Annotated in this window: 15 protein-coding genes; 2 read left to right on the top strand and 13 right to left on the bottom strand. The window is 50.4% G+C overall.

The genetic code is table 11. From position 1 onward, the window contains the following. The first annotated feature begins 62 nt into the window (after positions 1-62). Both LPW13_RS10725 and LPW13_RS10720 read left to right on the top strand, forming a co-directional pair. Positions 63-650, top strand: coding sequence for an RNA polymerase sigma factor (locus LPW13_RS10725; RefSeq protein ID WP_230435299.1), 588 nt, complete (start codon positions 63-65; stop codon positions 648-650). After that, positions 647-1666 carry a FecR family protein gene (locus LPW13_RS10720; protein ID WP_230435298.1) on the top strand — a complete coding sequence of 340 codons (1020 nt, stop codon included), beginning with the start codon at positions 647-649 and terminating at the stop codon, positions 1664-1666. The genes LPW13_RS10725 and LPW13_RS10720 overlap by 4 nt, the downstream gene beginning before the upstream one ends. A 4-nt stretch (positions 1667-1670) precedes the next feature. On the opposite strand, the gene LPW13_RS10715 is transcribed toward LPW13_RS10720, so the two are convergent. From LPW13_RS10715 to LPW13_RS10655, 13 genes are all read right to left on the bottom strand, one after another. Then, entirely contained in the window at positions 1671-2279 is a 609-nt protein-coding gene (locus tag LPW13_RS10715) for a DNA-3-methyladenine glycosylase I (RefSeq protein WP_230435296.1), read from the bottom strand. A gap of 118 nt (positions 2280-2397) precedes the next feature. After that, positions 2398-2949: a hypothetical protein gene (locus LPW13_RS10710; protein WP_230435294.1), complete on the bottom strand. Its 552-nt coding sequence runs from the start codon at positions 2947-2949 to the stop codon at positions 2398-2400. 186 nt (positions 2950-3135) lie between these two features. Further along, entirely contained in the window at positions 3136-5739 is a 2604-nt protein-coding gene (locus LPW13_RS10705; protein WP_230435292.1) for a TonB-dependent receptor, read from the bottom strand. Positions 5740-6019: 280 nt separating this feature from the next. Further along, positions 6020-6427 (bottom strand): VOC family protein, encoded by a 408-nt coding sequence (locus LPW13_RS10700; protein WP_230435291.1) that lies wholly within the window; start codon positions 6425-6427, stop codon positions 6020-6022. A 186-nt stretch (positions 6428-6613) separates the two neighbouring features. Beyond that, a complete protein-coding gene (locus LPW13_RS10695; RefSeq protein ID WP_230435289.1) occupies positions 6614-7054 on the bottom strand; it encodes a GNAT family N-acetyltransferase in 441 nt (146 codons plus the stop codon). A 92-nt stretch (positions 7055-7146) separates the two neighbouring features. Then, positions 7147-7608: a hypothetical protein gene (locus LPW13_RS10690; RefSeq protein WP_230435287.1), complete on the bottom strand. Its 462-nt coding sequence runs from the start codon at positions 7606-7608 to the stop codon at positions 7147-7149. A gap of 536 nt (positions 7609-8144) precedes the next feature. Beyond that, positions 8145-8669, bottom strand: a complete 525-nt coding sequence (locus tag LPW13_RS10685; protein ID WP_230435285.1) for a GNAT family N-acetyltransferase — start codon at positions 8667-8669, stop codon at positions 8145-8147. A gap of 99 nt (positions 8670-8768) precedes the next feature. Then, on the bottom strand, positions 8769-9449 hold the full coding sequence (locus LPW13_RS10680) for a formylglycine-generating enzyme family protein (protein WP_230435283.1): 681 nt from the start codon (positions 9447-9449) through the stop codon (positions 8769-8771). A 341-nt stretch (positions 9450-9790) separates the two neighbouring features. Beyond that, on the bottom strand, positions 9791-10108 hold the full coding sequence (locus LPW13_RS10675) for a hypothetical protein (RefSeq protein ID WP_230435281.1): 318 nt from the start codon (positions 10106-10108) through the stop codon (positions 9791-9793). A gap of 158 nt (positions 10109-10266) precedes the next feature. Next, entirely contained in the window at positions 10267-10521 is a 255-nt protein-coding gene (locus LPW13_RS10670) for a hypothetical protein (RefSeq protein WP_230435280.1), read from the bottom strand. Between the two features lie 482 nt (positions 10522-11003). Then, a complete protein-coding gene (locus LPW13_RS10665; protein ID WP_230435278.1) occupies positions 11004-11474 on the bottom strand; it encodes a hypothetical protein in 471 nt (156 codons plus the stop codon). A gap of 238 nt (positions 11475-11712) precedes the next feature. Continuing rightward, complete coding sequence (locus LPW13_RS10660) at positions 11713-12159, bottom strand: hypothetical protein (RefSeq protein WP_230435276.1); 447 nt, start codon at positions 12157-12159, stop codon at positions 11713-11715. A gap of 85 nt (positions 12160-12244) precedes the next feature. Beyond that, positions 12245-12487: a hypothetical protein gene (locus tag LPW13_RS10655; protein WP_230435274.1), complete on the bottom strand. Its 243-nt coding sequence runs from the start codon at positions 12485-12487 to the stop codon at positions 12245-12247. Positions 12488-12713 lie beyond the last annotated feature (226 nt).

Raw genomic sequence — 12713 nt, 5'->3', positions numbered from 1 at the left:
TGTCGTTTAATGGGATTATGGGTAGACCTTTTTCCGCGCAATACGTCACAGAGGGGCCGTGAATGGGGAGAGTATCTCGTGCCGCACTGCGTCTGGTGGGGGGCGGCAGAAGTATGCCGGATACAGACAGTACTGGCGGTGCCCGACAGCGCATGGTCGAGGCACTGTACAGCCGCTATCGCGAACCGCTGTGCAATTATGTAGCGCGTATGCTGCCCGGTGGCCGGCAGGATGTGGACGTGGTTCTGCAGGAAACCTACGTCAAACTATTGCGGCTCGAGAACCTGACGCCGCTCGAGGAAAATCCCCGAGCCTATATCTTTACCGTGGCCACCAATCTGGTGCGGGATAACCTGCGTCGCCATCAGCGCCGCCGGGTAGAATTCCACCAGAGCTTTGAAGAGGGCGATCACGAGAGCCGGGACCTCTGCCCACAGGGCAGCGCCGAATGGCAGCAGAGCCTGAGCAGGCTCAAAAGTGCCCTGCTGCAGTTGAAGCCCATCACCCGCAAGGTATTTCTGCTCAGCCGTTTTGAAGAAATGACCTACCCGGAAATCGCCGCGGCGCTATCCGTCAGTACCCGCAGTGTGGAGCGTCATATGAGTACTGCCCTGAAACACCTGCAGAAAGAATTGAGCGAGTTGTTATGAGCCCAGTGGACAATCAGGACCGATCTATCCGGGAGCGGGCTGCAGACTGGCTGGCGCGACAGCAGGGGGGAGCCATGAGCGCGGCGGAGTCCGATCTGCTGGAGCAGTGGTTGCAGGCAGATCCGCGGCATCGTCAGGCGTTTGTCCAGTGCCAGCATTTGAGCCAGATGACGGATTTTCTGAGGGATGACCCGGACCTCAACGCCGGCCTGCCGGAAATACGCAAGTCGGCGGAGCAGCGTTTCCGTGTGCGGGGACGCCTGCGCTGGCTGGGTGCCGTTGCCGCCACGTTGCTGGTCGCGATGGCGGTGGTGCTCGGCCGCGACTATTACGCCATCGAGTACTACCAGACCGGAATCGGTGATCAGCGGGTGGTACATCTGGAGGACGGTTCAACCCTGATGCTGAATACCGACAGCCGGGTGGGGGTGCGATATCGCCGTGATCAGCGTGCGTTGTTTCTGGAGCGCGGTGAGGCGTTTTTTATGGTGGCGAAAAACCCCTCGAGGCCCTTTGTTGTCAATGTGCAGGGCTCTCAGGTCCGCGCGCTGGGTACCGCATTCAATGTCGCATTGCGCGCGGAAAAAGTCCGTGTTGCCGTCACTCAGGGCGTGGTCGCAGTCGAGTCTGAGGATATGCAGGGCCGTTCCCGGCAATTGGCGAAGATGTTACCGGGGCAGGGTGTTCGCTATGCCGCCAATCGCCCACAAGACAACAGCGGCGTGATCCCGATCAACCTGGAAAAAGTGACGGCCTGGCAGACGCATCGGATCTATTTCGACAACGAGCGCCTGGAAGATGCTATTGCCGAGTACAACCGCTATACCACCCGCAAAATGGTACTGGTTGGAGATGCGCTGGCGGACCAGCGGATCAGCGGTGTATTCAATATCGGAGATGCAGATGGGCTCGCGTTTGCGCTGGAACAGAGTTTTGGTGCCCGGATCAATAAAAATGACCGGCGCATACTGGTGCTTGCTCCTCGATCCTCTCCCAAGAGCCAACTCCCTGAGTGACTTCTCAGGTCGGACGCTTGAATGCCTTGCGAGCGCGTTCTACCTCCTTGCGGGACTTGCAGTCTTCCAGGTGATCATTGATCAATCCCATGGCCTGCATAAAGGCGTAGACGGTGGTGGGGCCGACAAATTTCCAGCCGCGCTTTTTCAGATCTTTGGACAGGGCTGTAGACGTATCGGATGTGGATACGCTCTGTGGTGTTCGCGGGTCTGTGTCTGAGGGTTCAAACTTCCAGATATAGGCTGCGATAGACCCCTCCTGCTTGACCAGTTCCCTGGCACGTTGGGCATTATTGATCACTGCCTCAATCTTGCCCCGATGGCGGACAATCCCCGCATCCTGTAGCAGGCGCTCGACATCTTGTTCGCTAAATCGGGCCACCTTGTTAAAGTCAAAATTCTTGAACGCTTTGCGGAAATTATCCCGCTTGGCGAGAATGGTGCGCCAGCTCAGGCCGGACTGGAAACTTTCCAGGCAGAGCTTTTCAAACAGCCTTCTATCGTCGTCAACCGGAAATCCCCACTCCCGATCGTGATAATCGAAAAACTCCGGAGCCGCAGCACACCAGCCACAACGGGGTTTTCCATCCGGTCCCTCAACAGTATTGGGCATTAGAATTCCTTATTTCTGAAAACGTTGTTTTGAGCGTGGAACAGGTTTTCAAGATTAGGGAGTCCTCACATCCGGGTCAATATGCAGGGGCTGTATATTCACAACAGCCCATCAGCCATCACTCATCAACATAGGTGTATGGTGTCGAGAGTTTGATGACGGCGAACCAGCAGCCGAGCACTGTTAGCGTAGTGAGTACTATCATGGCAACGATGTACTTGCCCGTATTGGCCGCTACCAGCCAGCTGGTGGTTTCCGGGGGCAACTCCGGGAACTGCCGGATGGCAGTGAGAATATGAATATTTTCAATGATGTCACAGAGCGCAACAACAAGCGGCAACAACGGGAAGTATTGCAGTGGACTTTGCGCCTGATCACACCCTTTGATCAACTGCATCAGTACCAGAGCATAGGCACAGGCATAGCATAACGGAAACAACATGTCGGGCAGAATGAGATTGAAAGAGTAGAGCGCTCTCCCTTCCTCACCGATGGTGGTGAGATACTGTTGTATGGTCTCCGCTGTAAGATTCATCTGAAAATCCAGCGGTTTCAGGTTTTCGCTGATTCCGGGATAAATGCCGATCACCATGATTGCCTGTATAGCAAAGTTGACGGCAAGAAAAATACCGGCGACTTTCCACGAGGAAACTCGAGCGAGCCATTGCATTCCTAACCTCCTGCATTCTCGAAAATGCGGGCGCAACTGTACTCTTGCCTTGGCAACTTGGGTACAGATTGACACGGTTTGAAATAGAAAATCGCCAAAGTGTGACGCGCGTATTCATAGATGTAAAAAAGGCGCCCCGCAGGGCGCCTGAAAAAGGTGACAAGGTGATGCCTGAAGGATGCAGGGTTAGAAGGACAGACGCGCGCCCAGGCTGAAACGCGAACCATTTTCGTAAAAGCCTACGGGGATACCATCAGCAGTGCGCATGTAGATGATCTCGTTGGTAAGGTTTACCGCGGTAAAGAAAACATCGATGTTTTCCGTCGCCATCCAGTTCGCGGTGGCGTCCCACTGATCGTACTTGTCAGTAACCAATTGGGAGCCAGAGGTCAGCCCGCCGTAGGACTCCGAACGCATGTTGTAAGACAGGCGCAGGCTCAGAAAGTCATTTTCATAGTAGGTGGATGCGTTGAACTGATCGCGAGAATTACCCGGCAATTCCAGATTGCTGTCAGGCACCTTGGCATCGGTCCAAGTGTAATTGCCTAGCACACCGAAGCCGCTGCCGAAATCGTGCTGAACCTGAAGCTCAATCCCCTGAATATCCGCACCCTGGTCCGCATTGTAGGGGCGAGTAACATTGATACTGTTGCCGTCGATCACTTCAACCTGAGTGTCCTGGAACACAAAGGTGCTCAGGTCCTTATTGAAGTAGGTAGCGGCCAACAGGCTGGCGTCGCTGAAATACCACTCAGCGCCGAGCTCGAATTGATCCGCAAACATCGGGTCCAGCTTCGGGTTGCCGGCGGTGGCGGTGCCGCTGGTGGCGTTGATGACGATATTGGAGCTCAGATTCTGGAAGGTAGGCCGGGCCATGGCACGGGACGCCGCGGCGCGCAGGATAATGTCTTCCGACAGGTCGTAGATCACATTCACGCTGGGAAGTGCTTCACGATAGCTGCGTCCAACGGCGCCGCGCTCGCCATCGATATAGGCGTGGGAAGTCTGGTCGGTTTCCACCAGCCGTACACCGAAGTTGCCGTGCAGGTTGCCGCTTGCAAACTCCGCCTGGGCGTAGGCCGCGGTAATGTCTTCATTAATCTTGTAATAGGCCCGTTGGTCCTCGGCATAGGTCATTGCGCCGGCATCCAGAATGCTGTCGATCTGCTGCTTCGCCAGGCCGGTATCCAGAAACGCGTAGCGGGTCAGTGAACCGGAAGTGGCGCCTTCACCGTGCAGTGCCGGGCTGGGGCCACTGGAGACATCCGCCAGGGTAATGGCATTCAGGGCCGCTACCTGATCCGCAATGTCCGGATTGGTAACATCCACGGAACCGTTCTGCCGATTGTTCTCGATGGTGTGGTCGCGCAGTTTCAGGCCGGTCTTGATAGCGGTGACAAAGCCCAGCTGTACATCGAAACTGGCGTCCGCCTTCAGGTAATTCTCATCGTCTTCCATTACCCGCACCCAGTCCCGCAGATTGGCAGCGTTCAGGTGCAGGGCGTTGCCGTCCAGTGGGTCGACCCCCGGGAAACTGAACTCGTTGGTGTTGGGGCCAAAGTTGAGGTCTTCTGCACTGTTGCCCTCAAACCAGTAATTGCGGTCCTTGGTGCTGCCACCCTCGGCGCTGGTCATTCCCGCCTGCAGGTGCAGCTCCCAGGTGTCCCCGGCGTAGTCTGCAGCGAAATCGAGCACATCGGATTTAACGAAAGCCTCACGCACGATCGGTTCATCCGCGACGCCAATGCTGTCTGGATTTTCGATCACACCACCCACCAGGGCCTGATAGCCATCGCTGGTGGGAATAAACTCCGGATTGGTCACTACATCCCCGTTGGGAATCTTGTAACCGCCGGCCACAAACAGATAGTTCTGGTTGCTGTTGTCCATATCCATGTCGGAGCCGACATAGTTCAGGGTCATATCCCAGCGATCCGTAGGACGAAATTGCAGCGTCACGTTGGCGGTATCCCGCTGGCGATCCTGCTGGAAAATGGCCGAGCCGCCGCCCCAGGGCACGTAAACATCCTCGGTCACATTGCCGTTCTGATCGCTCACCGTATACAGATCGTTGGTGGGGAAAACCTCGAGCCCATCGCGACGCATGGTGCGTTGCTGGCTATTGTAGGAAGCGAGTACCGCGAAGGTTTCCGTATCATTCTTCCAGCTCACCAGCCCGGAAACCTGCGGATCCCACTGGTCCGGCAGCTCGCTGTACACGCTCTCGGTAGAGAGATTGATGGTCATCGGGTCGAGATCCATCGGTTTGCGGGTAATTACGTTCACCATTCCGCCGATGCTGCCCTCGTCGTGGCGGGCTTCCGGGCTTTTATACACTTCCAGGGAAGAGACCAGCTCGGAGGCGAGGATGGAGTAGTTGAAGCCACGGCTCGGATTGTCGTTCGCCCACCAATAGGCGGAAGCCACGTTCTGTCCGTTCATCAGCGTGCGGTTGAGGGTACTGTCAGTACCGCGCACAAATATATCCCGGCCCTCGCCCCAGATGCGGTCGACTGAAATGCCCGGCACACGTTGTAAGGAGTCGGCGACGTTCTTGTCGGGGAATTTGCCGATATCCTCGGCGTTGATGGCATCTACGATGGAAGTGGCATCGCGCTTTACATCCAGCGACTGTTGCAGTGCACCGCGAATCCCGGTGACCACCACTTCCTCAACAGTTTTCTCTTCTGCACCGTCTTGTGCTTCCTGGGCCTGCAGTGCCATCGGGAAAAGTGCGATGGCACTGGCGAGCAGCGTCTTCTGGAATCCGTATGCGCGGAATCTGTGCATGGGTTTCTCCATTCTATTTTTATTGGCGTGAGTAATTTTTATTGTTACAGCACAGCCAGGTTTTACCGAGCTGCATATAGGTAAACGCCAGTGGGGGAGAAACCCCGACAAAAAATTCGTATGCTATTTGTTCGAGAGCGGGAGTATTGGGTGTGTACGAAAAGCACACAGATTAGGGGCTGATCGGAAAATACGTCAGAGCTGGAGTGAAAAAATTCCTCGACAGCCGGAAGCTGCATAGTGCCGCGCGTGGCTATTTCTTGAGCCTACCGTCACTACCTTAGTTCGATAGATTGAGCTGCCACGAAACGCCAAATCTATCATTCAGCCATCCAAATCGTTGGCTAAAACCGTAATTATTCAAAGGCATTAGCTCCGAACCACCTTCGGCGAGGGCCTGATATGCCTTCTCTATTTCGCGCATTGATTCACACTCAACGTACAGTGACATGGACGGCGTAAAGGTAAACTGGTGGTCAAGATGGCTATCTAGCGCCATGAATTCAGCGCCGTTTATCGTAAACCTAGCCATCTTGGCAGAACCTTCTGGTTCATGCTCGTCAGCTTCGTAGCGTTGAATATCAATAATCTCTGAACCAGGGAATAGCGAGGTATAGAACCTGATCGCCTCCTCGGCTTTTCCTGCCTGTTCCCCGACAAACATGAGCGAGGTCTTAATCGATTTCATCTGTTCCTCCGTTCTAATTTGTACCCATAAACGACCCGCGGAGCCCGAAAATCTTAGTCATACGGCTGCGGTCGTATGGTGTACTTGGACTTACTTATTCTCCGCCGTAATAGAATGAAGCGCCCAGTACAAAGGTGCGTAGTGTTGGGCGTCCCGCAGAGGCCCGAAGTCCCTTGCATGCGCTCTTCACGTGTTGTACGTATAGAAATGCCACGTACTCTTGCCTGCGGCCATTGAATCATAGAGCTTTTGAGCTGATTCATTGTCTTGGGCTGTGACCCACTGCAGCCTTGCTGCACCATTATTTTTTGCAAACTCCCGACAATGCTCTATGAGTTTTCTCCCGATGCCATTCCCCCGGCTATGCGGCAAAGTGTAAAGATCATTCAATACAGCGATCTTTGACGTAATTGTTGAGTTGAACGTGAAGTATACGGTCGCAAATCCGACCACTTTTTCATGTTCCCGAAATAGAAACTGACGGCCAAGTTCTGAAGCCCCTGAGAATCTTGAAAAGAACTCGAAATTTTTTTTGTCGCATACATTCTGAACTCCGTAGAACTCTTGGTACGCCCGAATAAGCGGCAAAACTTCTTTCAAACTTTCTTCTGATACTTGCTCAATCACTTGAAATCCTTGTAACGCTTCCAGGACGGGCGGTTTATATTTGGTGAAAAATCCGTAACGGAAAAGCTGTCGCTGTGCTTGTATGGCTAATATCACCTCCCAACCTGCATTATGGTATACCCGCAGTCCTGCCAAGCAACAGCGAGATAGTAGTTCAAACTATTTGGGGACGGCTGGTAGTGCCCAGACCAGTGATTGACATTGAGCTGATTCGGTACTTCTGGGTCAAAATCAGCAAATCCAGCGCAAAAAACAGGAGCGTTTGCTGCCGCATAGGAATGCGGAGGCTCGTACCCACCATGAAACATTGCTGGAATCACATATAGCTCCTTGAAAACGGTATATACCCATTTCACTCCACCGGCGCGAGCCCAATAGTCCACCACCTCTTTAAAGTTGGGATCTCCTAATTTCGCTCGCGGAACACCAAGTTTGGTGCATTCGGTGATCTCTCCTTGGAAAGAGGAGCTGTTCCTATTATTAAAAGCAATAGTATGTTCTATTACTTGCCCGGTGCGTTGATTGGTAACATTGAAAGGGTAAGAAATTTTCATCGGTAGTTTTTCCCAGAAGTATAATTGTGTTTATTAACCTTTTACCTCAGTCGTTGATTTTTTACTGGCCAAGCACAGGGTAACTTGGATGCCTGAGGTTTCAATAACCGGCAGCTGGGCCCATTTATGCGCGAAATTCATTGCCTAGATGTACTTTTGTAGTGCCACCACACTATTGGATTAGCTAAGGCTGATAGCAGGTAATAAAAAACAGGGAAAGCATAGAAAACGGATTGAACAGCCAGTCTAGGTAGTACTCAAATCTACTGCATTCCCAAACGGCATCCAGCAATCCCGCACAATGTTGCCCATCATACCTCCATGAGCATACCAAAAAGTAGCTACTACGTAAGCGATGGCTGGCAGAAAAATTCCCAGGATGACTGCTATTTTCTTCGTGCTCATTTAATCTCCGTAGAAATACACGCCGCAATCAGCTGCGGTCGGAGTTGCGCGTTTAATATGTGACGATGGGAACGGAGCGACCGCGTAGAAGGGAGAGGTATATTAAGTGAGATATCGGCTGGAGGATCTTGTTACGTGTTTCTGGGGTTGAGAAGTGACGTAAGAATATGGTCTTCCCAGACGCCGTTAATTTTTAGATACCGCTTGGCCTCTCCCTCTTCACAAAATCCAAGGCTCTTTAGCAACGTGGCTGATCTGTGATTACTCGGCATGTAGTTTGCCATAATGCGATTTAGCGATAGCTCATTAAATGCGTGTTCTATGACTTTTTGGCAGAGGTCTTTCATGAAGCCTCTACCTTCATATTTATATGAAACTGCGTACCCCATATTGCATGCTAAAAATGGACCGCGAACAATATTTGTGAGTGAGCAAATAGCAACAACTTCATTATTATCTGGCAAGGTTGCTATAAAATGCACCGAGTTACCATTTTTTCTCATGACATGCCACTCTTGTAAGCGCTGCTCCCAGGCCTCCAAAGAGTGATACCCCCTTTCTCTAAGAGGTTCCCAAGCGCGTAAATGCTCCTCGTTCTCCTTGTAAAATTTTGACAGCCGAGTGGCGTCACTTTCAGAAACTACTTTTACTTCCATGCTTGATTCTCACTGACACGTAGCGGCTCACCTAAGCCACGCAAGGTGCGAGCGTTGGATGAACGAATTGAGCATACTAGATGGGATTGTTAAGTGGTGCTAATCAGATCGCACTGATCTTGCAATTCGAAATCCCAAATCGTCGATCTTATAGGTTGGATGGCTGCGCCTCCGATTGGAAGCCAAGCAGCCTCCCTCCGAATCGCACCAGCCTCCACCCCGGAAAACCCGGTAGGGGCCATAAACTTTGGGATCATAAACATCCCAGCACCATTCCCACACATTGCCGAGCATGTCGAATAGCCCAAAGTCATTTTCGGCCTTTAGCCCGACTTCATGCGTGGTGGCTTCCGAGTTTTTTTCATACCAGGCAATTTCGTTAATAGGACCATACTGAACTGCCTTGGTATTCGCTCGGCACGCATACTCCCATTCGGCATCGGTTGGCAATCGATACCCATTCGCCGAATCAATAAGATCTACAGCTTCTGAGTCCAGATCAATCAAGTAGCATTCATAAAGACCACTGACCCTTGATAGTGTGTTACAAAACTGAACCGCATCATACCAGGATACCATTTCGACGGGGTTATGACTCCCAATAAAAGCTGAAGGGTTGTCAGCCATTACAGAAGAGTATAATTCTTGCGTGATTGGAAATTTGCTAAGTAAGAATTTATGAATTTCAACTGACCACTTTTCTTTCTTCCGATCATCCCGCAACCCGATGCTGCCTTTTGGGATGGGGATCATCCAGTTACTCACTTCCTCAAGCTTCATGCCCACCTCTATGTAGGGAGTTATTTAATGCCCGCGAGCAGCGTCGTCCGTAACGTATTCAGCGCGAATGGCCGCCCGCAGTATGGCCTGGTTAATTTCGGTCACGCACCGTTGCAACCTAAACGCTGCTACTTTTGTAAGGTTTTTACCTAAAGCGCAAGGAGAGTATTGACGGCTGGGACTCCAAGAAAAGTAACAGAGAGAAACAACGTAACATCAAAAGGTATCTATTAACTCTTAACCGAAAGTCCCCAGGCAACGAGAACCATTCCACTCACCATCCCAAGAATGTACTTATACATAGCATCTGATCTTGCCCCGATTATGCGTAGCCTCACGCGCTACTCGGCCTGAGGGTTTGGCCGACAGGCGACCACACGTGCATTTTGTAAAACATTACTAGAAGTGTTGTACGCAGAACCGTAAGTGGTTGTATTTTTTATTTGAGCGCGCTTTCTTTCAACGTAATGGAACTCGCCGCCGCCACATGCCTTGCTCGCTTCCTCATTAAATTCTGCTTCAATTTTTTCGCTATTTGAGAAAGCATTGCTATAAACCGAAACCAAAAAATTGCCATCTTCCAATGGCTTATAGTTTCCTACAGTGGAACAAGCAGTCAAATAAGCTGACGCAATTACTAAAAGAAACTTTGTTTTCATCTCATTTTCCTTGGTTAAAACGCATAACGCCCGCAACAGGGGCGACCAATGCTATGCACATTTTGTGCGAAACTGGGAGCGCAGCGACCGCACAAAATGTGCATAGCGTTGGGCGTCCCGCGGAGGCCCGAAGGGCCGGGTCATCCTGCTTGCGTTTGTTATGTGGTTGACGAAGCACCATAAAGCAATGCCACTACAAAAATCAGGATAACTATCATGAAAACCCAACTAGGAACATTGGTAAATGAACCACCCACCACAAAATATCTTCTAGGGTTCTCAGCAACCTTCGCTTTCAACTTCTCTCTATCCCACGCTGACAGGTTCTTGATTTTATCGTGATTTTTCTTAGAGCCTTTAACCGTAGAGATCAACACAAAGCCAATAAAAAGAACAATAATTATTTCAATCATGGATTACGCCACATAACGCCGAGTTCAGGGGCGGACAACGCTATGCGCCTTTTGTGCAAAAATGGGAGCGTAGCGACCGCGCAACAAAGTGCCCAAAGTAAGATGTCGGCTGCAGCGCTTGGTTATGGCTGACGCTCTCCGAGGCACCTACTGGCAGCTACGGTGCCGCAGCCCATTAAAAACGAGGAAAGAACTCTGAACTTTCCCCAACCAATTATTCTCTTACTGGAACTCCACGTTATTGCAGCGGAGTTGCCGCGATTCCTTTGGACTTAAACGAAAGCACTAGGAACGAAACTGCTTGATCTTATCACCGTGCGAAGCCGAATACTGGCTGCCAAAACAGCGCTCTAAGTTACACGCTGGCACAGACAACCATTTTTACGGCCCGGCACCATAACGTTGCCATCTGCGGCGGCTGGAGCGTTTTTAGCGCGAAGCGCGTTGCGTAAGCCGTCCGTCAGCATGGCCTGGTTATGTTTTTAGTAGCACTGAGCGTAGTCACCCTCTATGCCACCTAACCTTGCTAGTTGATCTAGCACAGCTTTACCCGTACTAAGTAGCTCAGTAGTTCTGATAGGATCATCCCACCCTTCGGCACCATGCTTGCCACCATGAAATAAGTTATTTCTTATTGTTTTAACCAAGCGAACAGTTTTGCATAAATCTGATGAGCAATCAGATAATCCAACGCTCTTCCATTCTATGGTTGAATTGGCGGAAACTCTTTGCCGCTTAGGATTCAAATCCAATAGTTTCTGAGTCTCAGCGCTGTGTTCAAACTTCCCCTTGAATCTTTTAACAAATTGGTCCCACCCTGGTTCTGCATTGGCACCAATATCTTCGCTTTTTAAGATCTTGTTCTCCTTTAAAGAAAACTCGAATCTTGAGAACCAATAGAAAAATTCAAAGGCTAACAGCTTGAGATCATCATTAATGCTTTCTTTGCGCACTTGCCCTCCAGAAAATATAACGCCTTGCTCAGCGGCGGCTTACTTTATGCACTTTTTGCGCAACAGTGGACGCGTAGCGGCCGCGCAAAAAGTGCATAAAGTAAGACGTCGGCTGCAGCAAATTGTTAGGCTTATTTTTCACTATGCGCCCGCTGCTCTAGCAATTTTTGCAAAGTTCGACTAACTATCTTAGATGTAAGTTGATGATCTATTTGACAAGTTGTAAAGCTTGCGATCATTAATTCAGCAGGATAGCCAATTTCAGAAGTAACTTCTTTACCGCTTCTATAAATTCTGAAAGTAAAATATATGAACGGCCAGAAACTACAGAATCTGCAGACTCAATATTCCTAAAATAAGGCATTTCCTGAATAGTTTTTGTCTTATCCGCATACTCCATACCTGCTTCAGCGAGATGCTTCAACTCAGGCTCACTTAAGTTTTCTATTGAGACTTTCTTTAAAAGAAACTCTCCGCGCTCTTGAATAGCAACTTCTCGCGCTTGGTTTTTCTGCCTCATAAAATTTTTAACATACTCGTAATCCAAAATTTCTACCACTTCTTGACTCTCGATTAAACCAAAAGGGAAGGCATAAAGTCTCTTGGTACAGTCTCGCCAAATGGTTGTTGTCGCATTCGAGGCGATAGAAACGAGTAATGTAATCGTAAAAACTAAGACTTTCATCGATAGAGCCTAACGCAGAGCTTTGCGGCAATTTTGGAGCCGCGCAGCGGTGGAAAAATTGTCCGGCAACAGCGAATTGTTAGGGCTAATCACTGCTGGAGCCAACGAGTATCCAGCGTTGCCCGCTTGCGTGAACATCATAGGCAAAGTCCCAAAATACTGGATATGCAGGATGCCCCTGGCGAAAACCGAACCCTACTACCAAATCAGCTTCCTCAATATTGATAGCAGAGAGAACTTTATCTACCAAGGAAATTAACTCTTCGCGTTTTTCATCTATATTTTCCGGGCCATGGCCTATGTCCCCTTCGTAGAGAATCATATCCATTATTTCGGTTCTGGCCTCTTGCGGAGAGGATGACGCCACACCTGACACTTGCGCGTCCTTCGACACTCCTACTTTGAGGGCTTCCTCCAAACCCAGATCAGGATCAAATGGACCATATAGGTTTAACCAAACCTCATAGTTGATGCCATAGAGCAGTTGTCCGATCCTCTTGAACTCGGGGAGCCGATTATCAGTGACTATTTTTATGTGACCCTAACGCCCGCAG

Origin of the sequence: Microbulbifer celer, assembly GCF_020991125.1 — a bacterium.
Classification (GTDB): Bacteria; Pseudomonadota; Gammaproteobacteria; order Pseudomonadales; family Cellvibrionaceae; genus Microbulbifer; species Microbulbifer celer.
Note: the sequence above shows the minus strand (reverse complement) of the source record. Positions and strands in the feature narration are given on the sequence as shown.

Coding starts and splice junctions, on each gene's coding strand:
- LPW13_RS10725 (WP_230435299.1), top strand. CDS start 63: ATGGGGAGAGTATCTCGTGCCGCACTGCGTCTGGTGGGGGGCGGCAGA.
- LPW13_RS10660 (WP_230435276.1), bottom strand. CDS start 12,159: ATGAAAGTCTTAGTTTTTACGATTACATTACTCGTTTCTATCGCCTCG.
- LPW13_RS10715 (WP_230435296.1), bottom strand. CDS start 2,279: ATGCCCAATACTGTTGAGGGACCGGATGGAAAACCCCGTTGTGGCTGG.
- LPW13_RS10690 (WP_230435287.1), bottom strand. CDS start 7,608: ATGAAAATTTCTTACCCTTTCAATGTTACCAATCAACGCACCGGGCAA.
- LPW13_RS10710 (WP_230435294.1), bottom strand. CDS start 2,949: ATGCAATGGCTCGCTCGAGTTTCCTCGTGGAAAGTCGCCGGTATTTTT.
- LPW13_RS10685 (WP_230435285.1), bottom strand. CDS start 8,669: ATGGAAGTAAAAGTAGTTTCTGAAAGTGACGCCACTCGGCTGTCAAAA.
- LPW13_RS10720 (WP_230435298.1), top strand. CDS start 647: ATGAGCCCAGTGGACAATCAGGACCGATCTATCCGGGAGCGGGCTGCA.
- LPW13_RS10670 (WP_230435280.1), bottom strand. CDS start 10,521: ATGATTGAAATAATTATTGTTCTTTTTATTGGCTTTGTGTTGATCTCT.
- LPW13_RS10655 (WP_230435274.1), bottom strand. CDS start 12,487: ATGGATATGATTCTCTACGAAGGGGACATAGGCCATGGCCCGGAAAAT.
- LPW13_RS10700 (WP_230435291.1), bottom strand. CDS start 6,427: ATGAAATCGATTAAGACCTCGCTCATGTTTGTCGGGGAACAGGCAGGA.
- LPW13_RS10675 (WP_230435281.1), bottom strand. CDS start 10,108: ATGAAAACAAAGTTTCTTTTAGTAATTGCGTCAGCTTATTTGACTGCT.
- LPW13_RS10680 (WP_230435283.1), bottom strand. CDS start 9,449: ATGAAGCTTGAGGAAGTGAGTAACTGGATGATCCCCATCCCAAAAGGC.
- LPW13_RS10705 (WP_230435292.1), bottom strand. CDS start 5,739: ATGCACAGATTCCGCGCATACGGATTCCAGAAGACGCTGCTCGCCAGT.